This is a genomic window from Paraburkholderia polaris (assembly GCF_012927345.1).
In the GTDB taxonomy this organism is placed as follows: domain Bacteria; phylum Pseudomonadota; class Gammaproteobacteria; order Burkholderiales; family Burkholderiaceae; genus Paraburkholderia; species Paraburkholderia polaris.
On the sequence record NZ_JABBGJ010000021.1, the window covers coordinates 96,402 to 118,618 of the forward strand.

11 protein-coding genes are annotated in these 22,217 nt (G+C 63.8%); 9 read left to right on the forward strand and 2 right to left on the reverse strand.

The annotated features are described in order from the left end of the window. Positions 1-164: 164 nt before the first annotated feature. The 7 genes from HHL24_RS20375 (at position 165) to treY (ending at position 18,599) form a co-directional block, all read left to right on the forward strand. A complete protein-coding gene (locus tag HHL24_RS20375; RefSeq protein ID WP_169487221.1) occupies positions 165-3,617 on the forward strand; it encodes a maltotransferase domain-containing protein in 3,453 nt (1,150 codons plus the stop codon). Beyond that, entirely contained in the window at positions 3,614-7,075 is a 3,462-nt protein-coding gene (gene treS / locus HHL24_RS20380) for a maltose alpha-D-glucosyltransferase (protein WP_169487222.1), read from the forward strand. The genes HHL24_RS20375 and treS overlap by 4 nt, the downstream gene beginning before the upstream one ends. Continuing rightward, entirely contained in the window at positions 7,068-9,278 is a 2,211-nt protein-coding gene (gene glgB / locus HHL24_RS20385; protein WP_169487223.1) for a 1,4-alpha-glucan branching protein GlgB, read from the forward strand. The genes treS and glgB overlap by 8 nt, the downstream gene beginning before the upstream one ends. Before the next feature lie 98 nt (positions 9,279-9,376). Then, entirely contained in the window at positions 9,377-11,596 is a 2,220-nt protein-coding gene (glgX, locus tag HHL24_RS20390; protein ID WP_169487224.1) for a glycogen debranching protein GlgX, read from the forward strand. 30 nt (positions 11,597-11,626) lie between these two features. Further along, positions 11,627-13,546, forward strand: coding sequence for a malto-oligosyltrehalose trehalohydrolase (treZ, locus tag HHL24_RS20395; protein ID WP_169487225.1), 1,920 nt, complete (start codon positions 11,627-11,629; stop codon positions 13,544-13,546). Further along, complete coding sequence (gene malQ, locus HHL24_RS20400; RefSeq protein ID WP_169487226.1) at positions 13,543-15,741, forward strand: 4-alpha-glucanotransferase; 2,199 nt, start codon at positions 13,543-13,545, stop codon at positions 15,739-15,741. The genes treZ and malQ overlap by 4 nt, the downstream gene beginning before the upstream one ends. Continuing rightward, the gene (gene treY / locus HHL24_RS20405) at positions 15,738-18,599 is read left to right on the forward strand and encodes a malto-oligosyltrehalose synthase (protein WP_169487227.1); all 2,862 of its coding nucleotides are present in this window, start codon (positions 15,738-15,740) and stop codon (positions 18,597-18,599) included. Before malQ ends, treY begins: the two co-directional genes overlap by 4 nt. Positions 18,600-18,681: 82 nt before the next feature. Here the strand turns inward: treY and HHL24_RS20410 are convergent, their stop codons facing one another. Beyond that, positions 18,682-19,131, reverse strand: a complete 450-nt coding sequence (locus HHL24_RS20410) for a nuclear transport factor 2 family protein (protein WP_169487228.1) — start codon at positions 19,129-19,131, stop codon at positions 18,682-18,684. A 105-nt stretch (positions 19,132-19,236) separates the two neighbouring features. Here HHL24_RS20410 and HHL24_RS20415 point away from each other — a divergent pair, with 105 nt between their 5' ends. Then, positions 19,237-19,920, forward strand: a complete 684-nt coding sequence (locus HHL24_RS20415; RefSeq protein ID WP_169487229.1) for a TetR/AcrR family transcriptional regulator — start codon at positions 19,237-19,239, stop codon at positions 19,918-19,920. A 22-nt stretch (positions 19,921-19,942) separates the two neighbouring features. After that, on the forward strand, positions 19,943-21,430 hold the full coding sequence (locus HHL24_RS20420; protein ID WP_169487230.1) for a dipeptidase: 1,488 nt from the start codon (positions 19,943-19,945) through the stop codon (positions 21,428-21,430). A gap of 27 nt (positions 21,431-21,457) precedes the next feature. Here the strand turns inward: HHL24_RS20420 and HHL24_RS20425 are convergent, their stop codons facing one another. After that, on the reverse strand, positions 21,458-22,180 hold the full coding sequence (locus HHL24_RS20425) for a sulfite exporter TauE/SafE family protein (protein WP_169487231.1): 723 nt from the start codon (positions 22,178-22,180) through the stop codon (positions 21,458-21,460). Between the last annotated feature and the right edge of the window lie 37 nt (positions 22,181-22,217).

Genomic DNA, 22,217 nt, shown 5'->3' on the forward strand with positions numbered 1-22,217 from the left:
AGTACCGCCTACTGGCCAGCGGCGTGACGATCTTTGCACTACATTGACCAGTACGCGCCCTCGCTTCAGGCATCGCGCGGTATCCGGCTCTGGAAGCCCAATGAGCGCTGTGATCGCATGTCAATTGCATCCACACCGCAGCAGGACGAATCTGGAAACGACCGATGGAATCCCAAAACGGGTACGCGCCGCGGATTTACTTTTTTCATTCACTTCTCGTTGGACCGCTCGATGCATGGCCCGCGCAGTTCGCTCATGCAGCCGGACTGGGCTTCGATCACGCGCTGATCGGCGGCGTCTTCGAGCCGGGCCGGGCGGGTCACGGGCAGGTGGTCGGCAACCATGGCCGGCTGCATCCCGTGTTCGAGACCCAGCAACCTGCCACGGACGCGATCCGCACGCTCGCGCACACCGCCCGCCAAACTGGTCTGGCCTTGCTGGTGGATCTGGTGATCGACCGGATGGCCGCCGATGGTGCGCTGTACGCCGAACATGCCGGCTGGTTCCACCCATTCGAGTCTGAAGAGGCACGGCTCGATCCGCGCCACGTGCATCGCGAGGACAACGTCGCGTATGCCAACTTCGACGACGCCGCCAGCCGCGCGGCGATAGTCGACTGGTGGACGCAGCCACTGCTGGCGCTGGCCGATGCCGGGGTCAGCGGCTTCCGGTTCGATTCGCCGCATCGCGTGCCGGCCGCCGTTTGGCGGCAACTCGGCGGTGCGGTTCGCGCGAAGCATCCTGAGGTGCGTTTCCTCGCCGCGACGCCGGGTCTCGCCCGCGGCGATCTACTTAGCCTCGAAGGCGCGGGCTTCGACAGCGTGTTCTCGTCGGTGCGCTGGTGGGACTTCCGCGCCAGCTGGATGGTGGAAGAGCATGCCGCCCTCGCCCGCATCGCCTCACCCATCGCCTTTCCCGAGGCGCCTTACGGCACCCGCCTCGCCGCCGATCTCAGCGATGCGCACGACGCCGCCATCGTGGAGCGGGCCTACCGGCGCGCGCTGTTCGCTTCGGCCTCGACCGGCACCGGCTGGATGATGCCGATGGGCTTCGAATACGGCATCGCCGAGCCGATGTCGCAGACACGCGGCGATGCGGCGCAGTTCGCCCTCGCCTGCCAGTCGAAGCCCTTCGATCTCTCGGAACGGATCAGCCATGCGAACGAGGTGGTGCGCAATACGAAGACGCTGCATGCCAACGGCGAATTGCGCCCGCTAAGCGGGCCCGGCGCGCCCGCAGCGGTGTTGCTGCGGGCCGACACGCCCGATCTGCGCAACGCCGGCGAAGCCGTCCTGATCGCTATCAATCCCGAACTCGGCGCGCCTGTGCGCGTCGATCCCGCCCGCTTCCTCACGGGCGTACCGGGCAACTTCACGCGCTTCGTCCCGCTCGACGCGCCCGGGCATGCCACGCCCGCCGGGCTGACGCCGTTCACGCTCGCACCCGGCGCAGTCCGTTTGTTCCGCGGGGTCGCCGATAAACCGATCCGTCTCGCGCCGCCGATCGACAAGGCGAACAGCAAGCGCAGCGGTCGCAAGATCGTGCTCGAAGCGATCAACGCGCCGCGCGTGGCGATCGAGAGCGTGACGCCCTCGGTCGACCACGGGCGCTTTCCCGCCAAGCGCACGGTGGGCGAGCAAGTTGAAATCACCGCCGCGATCTTCGCGGAGGGTCACGACAAGATCGCCGCCGCCGTGGTCTGGCGCGCCGCCGACGAAACCGCCTGGCACGAAGTACCCATGAGCCCGGCACAGCCGGCCGGCCTCGATATCTGGAAAGCGCGCATTCCGCTGGAACGCCTCGGCCGCCACGAATTCACAGTAATCGCATGGCGCGACGACTTCGCGTCGCTGGTCGAGCATATCCAGAAGAAGCTGAAAGCGGGCCAAACCGTCGAGCTCGAACTCGACGAAGCCGCGCATCTGTTCGCCCTGGTGCTCGCCGAAGTGGAAACCGCAGAAGGCGCGGACGGTACGACAAGCAAGCCGCTCGACCATATCGTCAAGGTCTTCACCAAGGCCGACGCCGAAACGAAGCTCGCATTGATCCTCGCGCCGACCACCGCGAAGGCGATGACCGCCGCGCGCCACCGCCCGTTCCTGAGCCGCGATCCAATCGTCTACAAGATCGACGCCGATCGGACCGCCGCGCATTTCGCCAGCTGGTACGAAATCTTCCCGCGTTCGATGAGCGACGACGAATCGCGTCACGGCACCTTCGCTGACGTCGTCACGAAACTGCCGCGCATCCGCGACATGGGCTTCGACGTGCTGTACTTCCCGCCGATCCACCCGATCGGCATCGCGAACCGCAAAGGCCGCAACAACACGCTGAATGCGCAACCGGGAGATGTTGGCAGCCCGTACGCGATCGGCGGGGTCGAAGGCGGCCACACCGCCGTGCATCCCGAACTCGGCACGCTCGACGACTTCAAGCAGATGCTGGCCGCCGCCCACGCGCACGGCCTCGAAATCGCGCTCGACTTCGCGATCCAGTGCTCGCCGGACCACCCGTGGCTGAAAGAACATCCGACGTGGTTCGCCTGGCGCCCGGACGGCACGCTGCGTTATGCGGAAAATCCGCCGAAGAAGTATCAGGACATCGTCAATCCCGACTTCTATGCGCACGACGCCAAGCCTGATTTGTGGCTCGCGCTGCGCGACGTCTTCCTGTTCTGGATCGAAGCCGGCGTGCACATTTTCCGCGTGGACAATCCGCATACCAAACCGCTGCCGTTCTGGGAATGGGTGATCGACGATGTGCGCTCGCGCTATCCCGACACGATCTTCCTCGCCGAAGCCTTCACGCGGCCACGCATGATGAACCGCCTCGGCAAGATCGGCTTCTCGCAGTCGTACACGTATTTCACGTGGCGCGAGTCGAAGCGCGACTTCATCGAGTACATGACCGAACTCACGCAAAGCAGCGCGCGTGATTTCTACCGGCCGAATTTCTTTGTCAATACGCCGGATATCAACCCGCGGCATTTGCAGTCGTCGGGGCGTTCGGGCTTTCTGATTCGGGCCGCGTTGGCCTCCACGCTGGCCGGTTTATGGGGCGTGTATAGCGGTTTCGAATTGTGCGAGGCCGCCGCGCTGCCGAACAGCGAGGAATATCTCGACTCCGAGAAGTATCAGTTGCGCGCGTGGGACTGGAACCGGCCCGGCAATATCGTCGGCGAGATCAGTGCGTTGAACCGGATTCGCCGCGCGAACCCGGCGCTGCAAACGCATCTCGGTCTCACGTTCCTCACCGCGCACAACGACAACATCCTATTCTTCGAAAAAGCCACCGAAGCGCGCGACAACGTCATCCTGGTGGCAATCAATCTTGACCCGTTCAACGAACAGGGCGCGGATATCGAATTGTCGTGGGACACTTTCAAGCACTGGAATCTGCACGACCATGGCGCGCTGGAAGTGACCGATCAGATGACCGGTGCGCGTTTCGAATGGCACGGCCGCTGGCAGCACATCCGGCTCGGTTCGGGCCAGCCGTTTTCGATCTGGCGCATCGCGCCGCTCGGCGGCTTGCCCGCTGAACGCCCAGATGATGCCGACAGCGACTATCACGCAGACGACGCTGGCAACCCAACCCCTACGGAAGGTGCGACATGAAGCGTGACGATCCAGCCCAACCTACGTCGCAGACCCATGCGAGCGCCGCCACCGGCAGCGCTGCCAAAGCACGCTCGCAGCGGCGCGGCAAGCCCGCGGCCTTGAGCGACGATCCGCTCTGGTACAAAGACGCGATCATTTATCAGGTGCATATCAAGTCGTTCTTCGACGCGAACAACGACGGCGTGGGCGATTTTCCCGGCTTGATCGCGAAGCTCGATTACATCGCCGAGCTCGGTGTGAATGCGATCTGGCTGCTGCCGTTCTATCCGTCGCCGCGCCGCGACGACGGCTACGACATCGCCGACTACCGCAATGTGCATCCGGACTACGGCCAGCTTTCCGACGTGAAGCGCTTCATTCAGGAAGCGCACGCACGCGGCATCCGCGTGATTACGGAGCTGGTGATCAACCACACCTCGGATCAGCACCCGTGGTTTCAGCGCGCCCGCCGCGCGAAGCCGGGGTCCAATCATCGCAACTACTATGTGTGGTCCGATACCGATCAGAAGTACCAGGAAACACGGATCATCTTCATCGATTCGGAGCCGTCAAACTGGACGCATGATCCGGTCGCGGGTGCTTACTATTGGCACCGCTTCTATTCGCACCAGCCCGATCTGAACTTCGACAATCCGGCCGTGCTGAAGGAAGTGCTGCAAGTGATGCGATTCTGGCTCGACATGGGCATCGACGGGCTACGGCTCGACGCGGTGCCGTATCTGGTCGAACGCGAAGGCACCAACAACGAGAACCTGCCCGAAACGCACGCGGTGCTGAAGAAGATCCGCGCGACCATCGACGCCGAGTATCCAAACCGGATGCTGCTCGCTGAAGCGAACCAGTGGCCGGAAGACGTGAAGGAATATTTCGGCGACGAAGACGAATGCCATATGGCGTTCCACTTCCCGCTGATGCCGCGCATCTATATGTCGATTGCGAGCGAAGACCGCTTCCCGATCACCGACATCATGCGGCAGACGCCGGATCTCGCGGAAACGAACCAGTGGGCGATTTTCCTGCGCAATCACGACGAACTGACGCTCGAAATGGTGACGGATTCCGAGCGCGACTACCTCTGGAACACGTATGCGAGCGATCGCCGCGCGCGCCTGAACCTCGGCATTCGCCGCCGCCTCGCGCCGCTAATGGAACGCGACCGCCGGCGCATTGAACTGATCAATTCGCTGCTCCTGTCGATGCCCGGCACGCCCGTGATCTATTACGGCGACGAACTCGGCATGGGCGACAACATCCACCTCGGCGACCGCGACGGCGTGCGCACGCCGATGCAATGGTCGTCGGATCGCAACGGCGGGTTCTCGCGCGCCGATCCTGAACAACTGGTGCTGCCGCCGGTGATGGGTTCGTTGTACGGCTTCGACGCCGTCAACGTCGAGGCGCAAAGCCGCGACCCGCATTCGCTGCTGAACTGGACCCGGCGCATGCTCGCGACGCGTCGCGCGAAACAAACCTTCGGGCGCGGCACGATCCGTTTCCTGAAGCCGGAAAACCGCAAGATTCTCGCGTATCTGCGCGAACTGCCGGGCGAGCCGCCGATCCTGTGCGTGGCGAATCTGTCGCGCGCTCCGCAGGCGGTGGAACTCGATCTATCCGAGTTCAACGGCTCGGTGCCGGTCGAAATGACCGCCGACTCCGTGTTCCCCGCGATCGGCCAACTCACCTATCTGCTGACCTTCCCGCCGTACGGCTTCCTGTGGTTCATGCTGTGCTCGGGCGGCCAGCGTCCGACATGGGCGCAAGCGCATTCCGAACCACTGCCCGAATTCGTCACGATCGTGATCCGCGAGGGCCAGGTCGGCCCGACACCGGAGAACGTGCGCCTGCTCGAATCCGAAGTGCTGCCGTCGTGGCTGAGCCGGCGCCGCTGGTTTGCCTCGAAGGATCAGAAGATGCATGCGGTACGCCTCGCCGCGTTGACGACGATCCCCAACGGCGGCTTCGCCTTCACCGAAATCGAAGCGGACGTGGGCGACCATACCGAACGCTACGTCGTGCCGATCGCCATCACGTGGGGCGGCGAAACCACGACGCCACTGTTCATGCAACTGGCGCTCGCGCGCGTGCGCCGCGGCCGCAACGTCGGCCATCTGACGGACGCGTTCGCGCTGCCGATCTTCGCCCATGGTGTGCTGCGCAAACTACGCGAACGCGCAGTCGTGCCGACCGTGCAGAAGAGCGAGATCAAGTTCATCCCGACCGAGCGCTTCGACGAACTCAGCGAACTCGGCGAGCGTCCGGAAATCCGTTGGCTGGCGGCTGAGCAAAGCAACAGCTCGCTGATCATCGCCGATGCCGCGGTGCTCAAACTCGTGCGGCGTCTGGTAAGCGGCATTCATCCGGAAGCGGAAATCAGCCGTTATCTGACCCAGCTCGGCTACGCGAACACCGCGCCGCTGTATGGTGAGGTGGTACGCGTCGATCCCGAGGGCGTGCCGCATACACTCGCGATTTTGCAAGGCTATATCGACAATCAGGGCGACGCGTGGAACTGGTCGCTCGACTACCTGCGCCGCTCGGTGGACGAACTCGCCATCACCGTCGACACGGATGCGCAACCGCAGGATCGCGATAACGAAGCGATTCTCATGGAAGGCTACAGTGCGCTGGCGGGCATCATCGGCAAGCGGCTGGGCGAATTGCACGTGGTCCTTGCTTCGCCTTCCGACGACCCGGCGTTCGCGCCGGAACCCGCCAGCGCCGAACAGGTGAAGGCGTGGGTCGACGGCACGCAAGCCATGCTCGCCAGCGCACTCGATCTGCTCGCACCGCGCATCGCGCAGATGAGCGATCCGGACACCAAAGCATTGGCGCAAAGCCTGATCGACCGCCGCGCTGCGCTCGTTCAGGCCGTCAACAAGCTGGTCTCGGGCAATGCGGGGGCGTTGCGCTTGCGCATTCACGGCGACTTCCATCTGGGCCAGGTGCTGGTCGCGCAGGGCGACGCGTATCTGATCGATTTCGAAGGCGAGCCCGCCCGTACGTTAGAGGAGCGGCGCCAGAAGTCGAGCCCGTTGCGCGACGTGGCCGGCTTGATGCGCTCACTGTCCTATGCGAGCGCCGCGGCGCAGTCCACGATGGAAAGCGCGCCGCAGCAGACCGCCGATCGCAAGCGCACGCTCTTCGAGCGTTTCCGCGCCCACGCGACCGAAACGTTCCTGAAGGAATACCGCGCCGCCATCGCCGATTCGCCGACGCCGCTGGTGGCGCCCGAAGCCGAACAGGCCCTGCTCGATCTGTTCCTGATCGAGAAAGCCGCGTACGAAATCCGTTACGAAGCGGCCAACCGTCCGACGTGGCTCAGTTTGCCGGTACGCGGCCTCGCCGCGCTCACCAGCCGGTTGCTCGGCGACACCGGCAGCCCGCAGCACGACCCATCAACCCAGGCGCCAGGCGCCGCCGCACCGCCTAATCCGGCTGAGGGCGACTATGAGTGAGCATGACCCGGCCGCAGGCCTCCAACCGCTGGATATCGACGCGCTCGTTGAAGCGCGTCACCCCGATCCTTTCTCGCAGCTCGGCATGCATCAGACGGACGCAGGTCCGGTGGTGCGCGCGCTGTTGCCGAACGCCACGCACGTTACCGTGATTTCACGCGCCGACGGCACAACGCTCGGCGCGCTCGAGCAACTCAGGCCGGGGCTGTTTGCCGGTCGCGTCACGTCGGCGGCGCCCTATCGGCTGCGCATCGACTGGCACGGCACCGTGCAGGAAATCGAGGACACGTATTCGTTCGGCCCCGTTCTCGGCGACGAGCCGTTGGGCCGTCTCGCCGGCGGCGACCCGTACGCCGTGCTCGAATGCCTCGGCTCACGCCCGATGGAAGTGGACGGCGTGCCGGGCGTGCGCTTTGCCGTATGGGCGCCGAATGCGCGACGCGTATCGGTGGTCGGCGACTTCAATTCGTGGGATGGGCGCCGTCATCCGATGCGGCTGCGTCATCAGGCCGGTGTATGGGAATTGTTTGTGCCGCGCGTCGGCGCGGGCACGCGCTACAAGTACGAATTGCTCGCTCGTGATGGCCATCCGCTGCCCCTAAAAGCCGATCCGTGCGCCATGCAAACGGAAAGGCCGCCGGGCACCGCCTCGGTGGTCGCGCATGTCGACGAGATCGAGCAGTTTGCGTGGACCGACCAGGACTGGATTCAGTCGCGCGCCGCCAAACAGACCCCGCGCGCACCGATCTCGATCTACGAAGTGCATGCCGAATCGTGGCTGCGCGTCGCCGAAGAAGGTCAACGCGGCCTCACCTGGGAAGAACTCGCCGAGCGGCTGATTCCTTACGTGAAAAGCATGGGCTTCACGCACGTCGAGTTCATGCCGATTGCCGAGCATCCGTTCGGCGGTTCGTGGGGCTATCAGCCACTCGGACAGTTCGCGCCATCCGCTCGCTTCGGCAAGCCTGAGCAGTTCGCCCTGTTCGTTGACAAAGCGCACGCGGCTGGACTCGGCGTGTTTCTCGACTGGGTGCCGGCGCACTTTCCGAACGACGCGCATGGTTTGATCGACTTCGACGGCACGCCGCTCTACGAGCACGCCGATCCGCGCGAAGGCTATCACCAGGACTGGAACACGATGATCTACAACCTCGGCCGCAACGAGGTGAGCGCGTTCCTGGTGGCGTCGGGTCTCGCTTGGTTGAAGCGCTATCACGTCGACGGCCTGCGCGTGGATGCGGTCGCCTCGATGCTGTATCGCGACTATTCGCGCGCCGCCGATGAGTGGGTGCCGAATATCTACGGCGGGCGTGAAAATCTCGAATCGATCGCGTTCCTGAAGCGGCTGAATCATGAAGTCGGCTATGTGCCCGGCGTACCGGGCGCAATCACGATCGCCGAAGAATCGACTGCGTGGCCAGGCGTGACGGCGCGCGTCGAAGACGGCGGCCTCGGCTTCCAGTTCAAGTGGAACATGGGCTGGATGCACGACACGCTGCACTTCATGGAGGAGGACCCGGTCTACCGCCAATACCATCACCACATGATGACGTTCGGGATGGTGTACGCATATTCCGAGCGCTTCGTGCTGCCGCTCTCGCACGACGAAGTGGTGCACGGCAAAGGCTCCCTGCTCGGCAAGATGCCCGGCGACCGGTGGCAGAAGTTCGCCAACCTGCGCGCGTACTTTGGCTTCATGTGGACGCATCCGGGCAAGAAGCTGTTGTTCATGGGCGGCGAATTCGGCCAGATGGCGGAATTCGATCACGACACGTCGCCGCACTGGCATCTGCTCGACGATCCGAACCATCACGGCGTGCAGAAATTGGTGCGCGACCTGAACCATCTGTACCTCCAGGAGCCCGCGCTGCATTTGCTCGACAGCGAGCCGGGCGGCTTCGAATGGCTGATCGGCGACGACAGCGCCAACAGCGTGTACGCCTATCGCCGTACCGACGGCGCGGGCCGCGAACTCGTGGTGATCTGCAATATGACGCCGGTGCCGCGGGTCGGTTACCGGATGGGGATGCCGCGCGGCGGCCGCTGGGCAGAAGTGCTGAATACGGATGCCGGCGTGTACGGCGGCTCGAACATGGGCAACGGCGGCCTGATTCACACCGACGAAATCTCGAGCCACGGCTGGCCGCATTCCGCTGCACTGACGTTACCGCCTTTGGCGACGATCGTTTTGCGGGCGGATTGATGGAAGGGTTGTAAGGCGAGCGCGCGGCGGCCAGGCCGCGCGCTCGTTGCATGAAGTCCCACGATAGCGTTCATAAAACAGAACAAGGAAGGGGAATCATGTCGCATGCAATGCCCGACCGGCTTCTGCCCGGCTCGCCCTATCCGCTCGGCGCCAGCTGGGATGGCCTCGGCGTCAACTTTGCGGTGTTCTCGGCGAATGCGCAGAAAATCGAGCTTTGCCTGTTCGATCCCACCGGTCGCAAGGAACTCAGGCGTTTCACGCTGCCCGAGTGCACTGACGAAGTCTGGCACGGCTATTTGCCCAACGCACATCCCGGCACTGCATACGGTTTTCGCGCACATGGGGCGTATCAGCCGCAGCATGGGCATCGCTTCAATCCGCACAAGCTATTGCTCGATCCGTATGCACGCAAACTGGTCGGGCAGTTTCGCTGGTCTGACGCGCTGTTCGGCTATCGCGTGCATTCGAATCGCGCCGATCTTTCAATCGACCGCCGCGATTCGGCGCCGGCCATGCCGAAGTGCGTCGTGATCGACGAAGCCTTCGACTGGTCGCACGACAAGCGTCCGAATGTGCCGTGGGGCGAAACCATCCTCTACGAGGCGCATGTGCGCGGCGTGTCGATGTTGCGCCCCGATTTGCGGCAGCACGAACGCGGCACATTCGCCGCGCTGGCTTCGCCGGAGTTCATTGAGCATTTGCTGAAGCTCGGCGTGACCGCCGTCGAATTGCTGCCCGTGCATGCGTTTCTGAACGACCGCTTTCTGGTGGAGCGCGGGCTGCGCAATTACTGGGGTTACAACACCGCGGCATTTTTTGCACCGGAGCCGTCGTATCTGAGCACGCACCGGCTCGATGAAATGCGCATCGCCGTGCGTCAGTTGCACGCGGCCGGCATCGAAGTGATTCTCGACGTGGTCTACAACCACACCTGCGAAGGCAACGAGATGGGGCCGACCGTCTCGTGGCGCGGCCTCGACAATGCGAGCTACTACCGCCTGATTCCCGGCGACGAACGCCACCATATCAACGACACCGGCTGCGGCAATACCGTGAACCTGCCGCATCCGCGTGTACTGCAGATGGTGATGGATTCGCTGCGCTACTGGTCGACGAAGTTCAATATCGACGGCTTCCGTTTCGATCTCGGCGTGACGCTCGGCCGCGAACAACACGGCTTCGATCCCGGCTCCGGTTTCTTCGACGCATTGCGCCAGGACCCGATCCTGTCGCAACGCAAGCTGATTTCCGAGCCATGGGACATTGGGCCTGGCGGTTACCAACTCGGCAATCATCCGCCGGGGTTCGCCGAATGGAACGACCGTTTCCGCGACACGGTGCGCCGTTTCTGGCGCGGCGATGCGGGACTGCGGCCCGATCTTGCCGCGCGTCTAACCGGTTCAGCCGATCTGTTCAACCGGCGCTTCAGGAAGCCGTGGGCATCCGTCAACTTTGTCACGTCACATGACGGCTTTACGCTCGCCGATGTCACCGCGTACGAGCACAAGCACAACGAGGCGAATCGCGAAGACAACAACGACGGCCACAATGAAAACTGCAGTCGCAATTGGGGCGTAGAAGGCGCGACCGACGCTCCGGTCATCCTCGAAACCCGCAAGCGCGTGGCCCGCTCGCTGATCGCGACGCTGCTGATGGCGCTCGGCACGCCCATGATGCTGGCAGGCGACGAAACGCTGCGTACGCAGAACGGTAACAACAATGCGTACTGCCAGGATAACGAACTATCATGGCTCGACTGGGAGCGCGCGGAGTCGCTCGACGGCCGCCAGATGACTGCGTTCATCGCGCGCGTGATCGCGCTGCGCAAACAGCATCCGTTGCTACGCGAAACGCGTTTTTTGTTCGGCGACCGCGAAGTGTTGCCGGGTCTGTTCGATGTCGGCTGGTTCGATGAACACGGCGATCCACTTACCATCGAAGCCTGGCAGGACCCTGAAGGCCGCGCGTTCACGCTGCGTCGCGCGGGTCCAGGCTTGAATGGCGAAACGGAAGTATTGTTGATGATGCTCAACGCAGCGGACGAAACGCAGCGCTTTACGCCTCCTGCACCACATCTGGAATGGCATGTGCTGTTAGACACTGCTGAGCCGGAAAGCGCGCCGCATCGGTTGGCGGTGGCAGAGGTCGAAGTGGCCGGGCATAGCCTTGTGATGCTGGCGGCGCAACCGGTGGGCGAAGCGGATTGGCAGGCGGGCTGGAAGGCCGGCGCGCAGCACGGGCCGCGGCTGCTGACCGCCCTGCCGCCCGATCCGGGTGAGCATCCGCCGAGCAGCGATGCGTCGCCGACCACGTAGGCGAGCAGCAAAAACGAATGGTGATGAATCATGTCCGAAAGTCCGATTGATCCTCACGCGCATCATCACGCGCATTGCCTGCCGTTCGGCGCACAGTTGCTGGGCGCTACGGGCGCGAAGCCGCGCACCCGGTTCCGTTTCTGGGCGCCGTCGTGCAAGACGGTGCAGGTGGCAATTGAAAATGGACCAGCCCAAGGCACGCATGACATGACGTCCACCGGCAACGGCTGGTTCGAAACGACCGTGGACAGCGGCGCGGGCACGCTGTATCGCTTCCGGCTCGATGGCGAGCATGCGGTTCCCGATCCTGCGTCGCGCTTCCAGCCGCAAGACGTGCACGGCCCGAGCGAAGTGATCGACCCGCGGGCGTACCACTGGGAACACACCAACTGGCATGGCCGCCCGTGGGAAGAAACGGTGTTGTACGAGTTGCACGTCGGCGCGATGGGCGGCTATGCGGGCGTGCAGAAACGGTTGCCCGCGCTCGCCGCACTCGGCGTGACGGCGATCGAATTGATGCCGTTGAACGACTTTCCCGGCAAGCACAATTGGGGCTACGACGGTGTGCTGCCATATGCGCCCGATTCCGCGTACGGCCGCCCCGAAGAACTAAAAGCGCTGATCGACGCCGCCCACGGCCTCGGCCTGATGGTGTTTCTCGACGTGGTCTACAACCACTTCGGCCCGGACGGCAATTATCTGCACGAATACGCGCGCTCGTTTTTCCGCGAAGGTACGCATACGCCCTGGGGCCCCGCGATCGATTTCGACCGCTGTGAAGTGAGCGACTTTTTCACCGACAACGCCGTCTACTGGATCAACGAATATCGCCTCGACGGCCTGCGGTTCGATGCGGTGCATGCCATCGGCAATCATGCGTGGCTGCGCGAATTGTCCGACCATATCCGCGCGAAAGTACAGCACGGGCGGCATGTGCATCTGGTGCTGGAAAACGAGCACAACAGTGCGAGCCTGCTGGAAACGCATTTCGACGCGCAATGGAACGACGACGCGCACAACACACTGCATGTTCTGCTGACGGGCGAAACCGAAGGCTATTACCACGCCTATGAAGATCAGCCGATCCGCCGCCTCGCGCGCGTGTTGTCGGAGGGCTTCGCGTATCAGGGTGAGCCGTCGCCGATTCACGACGGCGCGCCGCGTGGCGAATCGAGCGGGCATCTGCCGACCACTTCATTCGTGATGTTCTTGCAGAATCACGATCAGATCGGCAATCGCGCATTCGGCGAGCGCCTGCGCAAACTGACGTCGGACGACGCCTTGCGCGCCGCCACCGGCTTGCTGCTGCTCTCGCCGCAAATTCCCCTGCTGTTCATGGACGAGGAATACGGGTCGACCCAGCCGTTCCTGTTTTTCACCGACTACACCGGCGAGCTCGCCGACGCCGTGCGCGAAGGACGGCGCCGCGAATTCGCGCGCTTTTCGTCGTTCAGCGACGAAAAGCGTCGCGCGCAGATTCCCGATCCGAACGACGTGAGGACCTTTACGGCCTCGTCACCGCCTGAGCCCGTTCAAGGCTCCGCCGCGGATGACACCGCGAAAGACCGCCTCGACTGGATGCACTTCTACAAATCCGCGCTCGCCGTGCGGGCGAAGCTGATCACGCCGCGCCTCAAACATTCCAGAGCGCTCGGCTCGACTGTGCTGACCGCCGCAAACGGCGGCGATGCCAATGCGCTGATCGGCCGCTGGAAACTTTGCGACGGCGAAACCTTGTCGATCGCGTTGAATCTCTCGAAGGAGAACGTGGCGTTCCCCGATCTGCCCGCCGGCAAAGTGATTTTCGAAACGCCGCCGCGCGTGCGCGAGCAGGTCGACGCCAAGGTGTTGCCGTCATACGCGTTTGTCGCATGGGTGACCGGCGACGTCAGCCACTATGCCATCGGCCACGATGCTCGCATCGCGAGCCAACAGGAGCGCCACGCGTGAGCACCCGACGCCCGACCGATACGATCGTTACCCTTGCCACTCGCGCCGGCTTTGAGGTCGAGTGGCGGGATGCGCACCATACTACGCAGCACGTACCGGAGAGCACGCTCGCCGTGCTGCTCGAACGGATGGGCTTGCCCTGCGGTAACGCCACGCAAATCCGGCACAGCGCAGCCGCGCTCGAAGCCGAACTGTCCGGCCGCAAACTGCCGCCGCTGATGACCGCGGAGGTCGAGCGCGGTATCGCGCTGCCTGCCGCGGCGATCAAATCCGGCAGTCACTACCGGATCGAACTCGAAAGCGGCTCGATCATCGACGGCCGCTTCACGGCGCCTAAGGGCGAGGAAGCGTTGCTCGCACCGATCGACGAGCCCGGCTATCACACGCTGGTGATCAACGAGCAACGCGTGACATTGGCCGTGGCGCCGTCACGCTGCTATACCGTCGCGGATGCATGGCGCACGCTGCACGACGGCGCCACGGCGCACACGCCGCCGCTGTGGGGCATTGCCGCGCAGTTATACGGCTTGCGCCGCAAGGGGGATGGCGGCATCGGCGACTATACGGCCCTCGCGCAGTTGGCGATTGAAAGCGCGAAGCGTGGCGCGCATGCGCTAGCCGTCAGTCCGACGCACGCGATGTTCAGCGCCGAGCCGAATCGTTTCAGTCCGTATTCACCGTCGTCACGTTTGTGGCTGAACGTCACGCATATTGACCCCGCCGCGGTGTTCGGCACGGACGCCGCACGCGCCGCGCTCGAGGCCGCGCAAGCCACCGACGCCTGGTCGACACTCGAAGACTTGCCGCTGATCGACTGGCCGAACGCGGTCGTGCTGAAGCTGAAGGTTTTACGCGTGCTGTATGAAAACTTCTGCAAGCAGGAACGCGCACACGACACGCCGCACGCGCTCGAATTTCATGGCTTCTGCGAACGTGCCGGCCGTGCGCTCGAAGATCACGCGCGTTTCGAAGCGCTGCAGGCAGTGCAGTTGGCTCAGGAGGGCGGCAATGGCCACTGGCGCAACTGGCCTGAGGCGTTGCGCGATCCGCGCAGCCCGGAGGTTGAAGCCTTTGCCGAAGCGCATCGGCATGAAGTCGATTTTCATCTGTTTCTGCAATGGCTCGCCGCCAAGGGTCTGTCGCACGCGCAGCATGCAGCGACCGATGCCGGGATGGCCGTCGGCCTGATCGCTGACTTAGCCGTTGGGTGCGATAGTGCCGGCAGCCATGCATGGTCGTACCGCGACGACATGCTGCAAGGCGTTTCAGTGGGCGCGCCGCCCGATCTGTTCAACCAGGCCGGCCAGGCATGGGGGCTCACTACATTCTCGCCGCGCGCCATGCGTACGCAGGGCTTCTCCGCGTTCATCGACATGCTGCGCGCGGCGTTCGCGCATGCGGGCGGCATCCGCATCGACCACATTCTCGGCTTGCGGCGCCTATGGCTCGTGCCCGAAGGCGAGAGCGCGCGTAACGGCGCCTATCTGCGCTATCCGCTCGAAGACCTGTTGCGGCTGATCGCGCTCGAATCGTGGCGGCATCGCGCGATCGTGATCGGTGAAGATCTCGGCACCGTGCCGCCCGGCTTTCGCGAGCGGCTCGACGAGCACGGTCTCGCCGGCATTCGCGTGCTGTGGTTCGAAGGCGCGGAAGGTGGCAACGGCTTCAAGCCGCCGCACGCGTGGGACCGCAACGCGGTCGGCACCACCACGACCCATGATCTGCCGACCGTGGCCGGCTGGTGGCGCGGCAGCGACATCACGTGGCGCAACCGGATCGGTCAGACGATGGCGCGCGCCGATGGCCGCGACGCGGAGGAAGTGGCGCAGGAAGAACGCGCCGCCGATCGCGCGCTGTTATGGCGCGCGTTCCAGCAAGCCGGCGTCGCCGTGCCGGACGTGGAAGCGCCGCCGCCCGACGAGGCGCCCGTGGATGAAGCGCTCGCCTTCGTCGCCGCGACGCCCGGGCCGCTCGTCACTTTCCCGCTCGATGATTTGCTCGCGCTCGTCGAGCAGCCGAATCTGCCCGGCTCGATCGACGAGCATCCGAACTGGCGCCGCCGTGTGACCTTGCCCATCGACGAATTGTTCGAGGACGACACCTTCAGCGATCGCCTGCTGGCCGTCGACCGCGCGCGCCGCGGCGCAACCGTTCCTGCCTCTTCCCCCGCTTCTTCGGAGCCTGATACGCCATGACCGTCCCGCGCTCCACGCTTCGCCTCCAATTCCATCGAGGCTTTACCTTCGACGATGCCGCCAGGCATGTCGACTACTTCGCCGCGCTCGGCATCAGCCACGTGTACGCGTCGCCCATCACCACCGCCGAGCCGGGCTCGATGCACGGCTACGATACCGTCGACTACACCCAGGTCAGCGCCGAATGCGGCGGCGAGGCGGGCTTGAAACGCCTCGTCGATAAGCTGCGCGCGCACAACATGGGGCTGATCGTCGACCTCGTGCCGAACCATATGGGCGTCGGCGGCTCGAGCAACGCGTGGTGGCTCGATATCCTCGAATGGGGCCGGCACAGCGCGTACGCACGCCATTTCGATGTCGACTGGCATTCGCCCGATCCGGCTCTGCGCGGCAAGGTGCTGGTGCCCGCACTCGGCGCGCCGTACGGCGAGGAACTCGCAGCAGGCCGGATTGCGCTGCATTTTGCGGCCGACAGTGGGCGCTTTTATATCGGTTACGGGCCGCATGTGTTTCCGGTGTGCCCAACCGATTACGCGTCGATTCTGCAAAGCGCCGATCGCGCCGATCTCACCGCACTGGGCGAGCGTTTCCAGGGCCTGACGACACAGCCGGCCGATCAACCGCGCGCCGCCGAGGGACGCGACATGCTGCGCGAGTTCGTCGCGCAAAACGGCGCCTCGGCGATCGAATTGGTGCTGGAAGCGTATGCGCCCGCGGATCCAGTGACACGTGACCGCCTGCATCGGCTGATCGAACGGCAGCACTTCCGTCTTGCATGGTGGCGCACCGCTTCGGACGAAGTGAACTGGCGGCGTTTCTTCGACATCTCGACGCTGGCCGGTGTGCGTGTGGAGCGGCCCGAAGTATTCGAGGCCGTGCATGCGCTGATTTTCCGTCTGTATCAGGAAGGCGTGGTGGATGGTTTGCGGATCGACCACGTGGACGGTCTCGCTGAACCGCGAGAGTACTGTCAGCGTCTGCGGCAGCGCCTCACCGAATTGCGTGACACCGCGCCGTATGTGGTCGTCGAAAAAATTCTCGGCCGCGGCGAGCCGCTGCGCGACGACTGGCCCGTGGACGGCACGACCGGCTACGATTTCATGAACGACGTGGGCGCGCTGCTGCACGATCCGGCCGGCGCCGAACCGCTCGCGCAGACGTGGACCGAACTCACCGGCCGCAGCCCGCGCTTCGCCGATGAAGCCTTGGCCGCGCGGCGCAAGATTCTCGCGGAGAACCTTTCGGCGGAACTGGACCGCGCGGCGCGTGCATTGCATCGCATCGCCCGCGATTCGCTGACGACGCGCGATTTCACTTTCACCGCGCTTCACCGTGTGCTGACCGAACTGGTCGTGCATTTTCCGGTGTATCGGATCTATCCACAGAACGGGCTGCGCAGCGCCGCCGACAACGTGTATTTCGAGCAGGCGCTGGCCGGCGCGAGACAAACGCTTTCGCGCGCGGACTATGTGGTGCTCGACCGCGTGAACGCGTGGCTTGGCGGCAGCGCCGAAGAGGTGCCGAATGTACGCGGTAACGCGCAATCGCAGCAGCAGGGTCCGAATGGTGCGCCGCCGAGTCATGCAGGTTCGGCGCGGCGCACCGCGCAGACGCTCTTTTCGCAACTGACCGCGCCGGTCGCCGCGAAGGCGGTTGAAGATACAGCGTGCTATCGCTATGGCCGTTTGCTGTCGCGCAACGAGGTCGGCTCGGACCCCGGCGAGTTCGCTTTGTCGGTCGAGCAATTCCATGCGGCGAATCTCGGGCGTTCGCAGCGCTTTCCTCATGCGATGCTGGCCACGGCGACGCATGACCACAAGCGTGGCGAAGACGTGCGCGCGCGGCTTGCCGTGTTGAGCGAAATCCCGGATGAATGGAGCGCCAGGTTGCGCGCATGGTCGACACTGAACGCGCCGCTTCGCCGCGGCGTCGACGGTAAGCCGATCAGCAGCGTCGGTGAAGACACAAGCTACGACTGGGCGCCCGGCCCCGCCGCCGAAGCGATGCTGTATCAGACGCTGGTGGGCTGCTGGCCACCGGATTTAAAGCCAGACGATGAAGCGGGCGTCAAGGAATTGGCCGAGCGGGTCGCGCAATGGCAATTGAAGGCGCTGCGGGAAGCGAAGCTGCAGACCAACTGGCTCGCACCTGACGAAGCCTACGAGGCCGGCTGCCGCGATTTCCTGTTCGATATCCTGGCGCCGCAGCGGCGCGATGGTTTCCTGCGCGAGTTGTCCGCGTTCGTGGCGCGGATTGGGCGCGCCGGTGCGCTCAATAGTTTGCAGCAGACGGTGTTGCGGCTGGCGTCGCCTGGGATTCCCGATCTTTATCAGGGCACTGAGTTGTGGGACTTCAGTCTGGTCGATCCGGACAATCGCCGGCCCGTCGATTTCGCCAAACGTGAGGCGTGGCTGGCACAGACACCGCCTTCGGAGTTCCTGGCGAGTTGGCACGATAGCCGGGTGAAACTCGCGGTGGTGCAACGCGTGCTGGCGTTGCGCGCGCATTTGCCGGAGTTGCTGAGTCAGAGCACGTATCTGCCGCTCGCGGTGCGCGGTGCGTATGCGTCGAATGTGATCGCGTTTGCACGGCGGCATGGCAATGCGTGGGCTGTGGTGGTGGCGAGCCGGCTTGCTGCCGGGTTGCTCGGTGCAGACGGCGATTTGCCGATGGTCGATCCGGATAAATGGGGCGATACGGCAATCGAAATGCCTACGGATCTGGCCGCGCGAGCGCTGTTCGACTGGTTGAGTCCAGCGGCGCCTAAGGTCGATGAAAACGGCTTGCTGTATCTGCGCGATGCGTTGGGCGCGATGCCGATCGCAGTGTTGGTGGAGGACGGCGTACCACGCAGTTGATCCGCGATTTTTAGACGCTTGTTGGCGGTGAAAGCACATGGGCTTTCACCGCCTTTTTTATTCACTCATTCAAGGCGATGCATCATCCCGCTGCGCCGCCTTGCTGTGCGCGTTTGACTGCTTCGGCCACCTGTTCCGCCACCCGCCGCGTGTCCCAATACACCTGCCCTTTGTACATCCGGTCACCGCGCAGGTTGAAGCGGTCCACGCCCTGCCAGTTGAGCGCCTGCCCGGCCACGGTGGCTGAGGCCTGCCACTCGATCATGACGGCGTCACCGGTGGGCGCCCATTGAAGGACGTCTACTTTCAAGTCCGGGAGTTGCGTTAGGACCTGACGGAAGTGTTCGATGACGCCTGCCCTGTTGGCCGGTTCAGTCATGGGTGGGATCAGGTTTTGTGTGTCCTCATGCATGAGATCTTCTAGGTTATCGGCGACGGGGTGTTGCCACTCCGAGGCGAAGCGTTGCACTGCTATCCGCGCATTGGCTAACTGCTCCGCCGTCGGGGGAAGGTATTTTTCTGCTGACGTCATGTGGGTTTGCTCCTGAATGGGTTGCTTACCTACGGTGTTGTTGTCCGTGTATCCAGGCCGCAGCCAAAGGCTGATTCAACATACAACGAGATTTTCACATACACCGTGTATGTATACTACAATCAGAATGTGAAAAATCAAGGGATAAAAACGAACCTCATGCCGAGCGCAGGTCCAACCCCAAAATCCCGTCGCGAGGAATATGCGGACGCAACCCGACAGGCGCTCATCACCGCTGCGGGCGAGCTATTCACGTCACAGGGGTACCAGCAAGTCGGGATCGAAGCCATCGCACGCAGCGCACGCGTGACCCGCGGCGCCTTCTATCACCACTTCGCTGACAAGGCCGAACTGTTCGATGCCTTGGTCGAGTCTCTCCAGGCGGGCGCCGCATCTAAAGTCCGATCCGCCGCTGAAGCTGCTCCACAAGCAAAACGGATGAGCGCAGGCATTCGCGAATTCCTGGAGGTCTGCACCGAACCCGCCTATCGGCAACTTGTCATTGAAACTGCGCCCGCCGTGCTCGGCCCGGCACGGTGCCGCGAGATCGAAGAAGCGCACGTCTACGGCCTGTTGATCGGCGCGCTGACGAACCAGACCACCGGCCATGAAAAAGCCAAGGCGTACCTCGCCGCGCGCTTGATCGGCAGCATGGTGTGCGAAGCGGCGCAATTGCTCGATGGCGCAGACGATCCCGTCGCCCTGAAGGCCGAGGCGTTGAAGCTCGTTGAAAGCATGGTCGGCGCGCTGACTACCGATAAGAGCCGGGAAACAGCCGCCCGCAAATAAGCCGTACTCGAGAGGAACACCGATGCAGATCGACTGGCCGAGTATCCAAAGCGGGAGTGCCGACACCTTGCACGGCACGACTGTCGACATATCGGGCTGGATGATTCCGCTGGACCCGCAGGCAGACACGGTCGATTACTTCTTGCTGAGCGCTGACGAGCCGTGCTGCGGGGGTTGCGTGCCGCGCAATCCGCTGACGTCGATCGAGGTGCAGATGGCCGCGCCGCTTGCGCCACAGGCAGAGGCGCTGGCTTTGCGCGGCCGCTTGTTGCGTCTGCTGGACGATCCCGCGGGTTGGCGGTATCGCCTGGTCGATGCACTGCCGATCGAGGGTCCACAAGCGCCACAGCGTCGGTTTAGCCGGCGCGCGTTTCTGGCATCAGGCGCGGCGCTGGGGTTGACGGCTTGTGCGCCCGGGCACTTTGCCGGCTATACCGAATCGCACGACGAAACGGCACAAACGGCACAAACGGCACAAACGGCACAAACGGCACAATCCGCGCAACCCGAGACCGCGCCGAGATGGCAAGCGCCTCCCGGCACACTCACCATCGACATGCACAGCCACGGCGGCCGCGTGATCGTGTCGCGCGATCCGGCGATCGGCGCACGCCGCCCGTTCATCCCGCTAGCCGCGCCAATGCGCGCCGGCGGCATGAACGTCATCTGCCTCGCGATCGTTACTGACACGACCGTCACGCGCGTGGCGGACAACCGCAAGCGTTTCGAAGCGTGGCGCGAGCCACAGCTCGGCGAGCTCTATGCGCTCGGCCAGGTCGAGTTCCAGCGTGCGCGTCAGTTGATCGAACGCGAGCAGTTGCAGGTAGTGACGGACACCGCGTCGCTGTCGGCCCTGGGTCCGCTCGGACCATGCGCGATTATCTCCGCCGAGGGCGCGGATTTTCTCGAAGGCCAGGTGGACCGTGTCGATGAGGCGTACACGAAGCATCAATTGCGGCATCTGCAACTGACGCACTATCGCGTGAACGAACTCGGCGATATCCAGACCGAGCCGCCGGTGCATAGTGGCCTGACGGATACCGGCGTACAGGTGGTGCGGCGCTGCAACGCCTTGGGGATCGTGGTCGACGTTGCACACGGCACATACGATCTGGTGAAGCGCGCGGCAGATACGTCGACCAAACCGTTGGTGCTGTCGCATTCGGCATTGGCCACGCGTCCGGGTGCGCGAAGCCGCCTCATCACGCCGGACCATGCGCGGGTAATCGCCGGCACGGGTGGCGTGATTGGCGTTTGGCCGAGCTCAGGGACGTTTCGGGATTTGCACGCGATGGCCGAGGGCGTCAAGCGCATGGCGGATGTTGTGGGCGTGGAGCACGTCGGGTTGGGGACAGACATGCTCGGGTTTATTTCACCCCCGGTGTTCAGGAGCTACAAGCAGTTGCCCGATCTGGCCAGCGCACTGTTGCTGGCTGGATTCTCGCAAGCCGAAGTTGGGGCGATTCTTGGGGGCAACTACCGGCGGGTGTTTGACGCGTCGGTGGGGTGAGGCTTCATGCGTCTCGCGGAGGAGACCCTACCGCCCTGCCGCCCATAGCAACGAAACCCCCGACGACAGCATCAACCCATCAACAACCAGTTTGAAAACCGCAGGACTCATCCGGACCACAATTAGCCGCGCGGAAAAGGACCCGATCATGAGTGCCGAGCCGGTGATCAAACCGTCGACCACCACATGCAATGGCAATGCACCGAAATGATTGAAAACCGCGACTTTGGTGCCGTAGACAGCCAATGATCCAGCCGCTTCGGTCGCAAGAAAAGCGCCCTTAACCAGCCCATACGACATAAACACGGGCACCGTGATCGGCCCGGTAGACACGACGATGCCGGTGAGAAAACCCACCACGCCGCCGATCAGCGAAAGCTGCCACAAGGTGAATTTGATCGCGCGTCGCGCCAGCCAGCGCCGCGTCGGCACCATCGCCACAAAGAACAATCCCAACGCCAGTTCGACCGCATGTGGCGGCAACGCAAGAAGCGTCCGCACGCCCAGCGCCGCCCCCGGAACCGCAGTCGCGCAATAAGCGCCGCAGGCCCGCCAGTCAATCTCGCGCCACCACGCGACGATCTTTCCGAAGTTGCCCATGATCGCTGCGATCGCCATGATCGGCACCGCCTGCTGCGGACCGAACAGCATCACGAGAACGGGCATCAGCATCATCGAAGAGCCCGTGCCGATCACGCCGCTCAACGTGCCAGCCAACAAACCGACGCACAGCACCAGCAAATATCCCATGTCGCCCCCGGTGGTATCGACGACGATTTTACTCGAG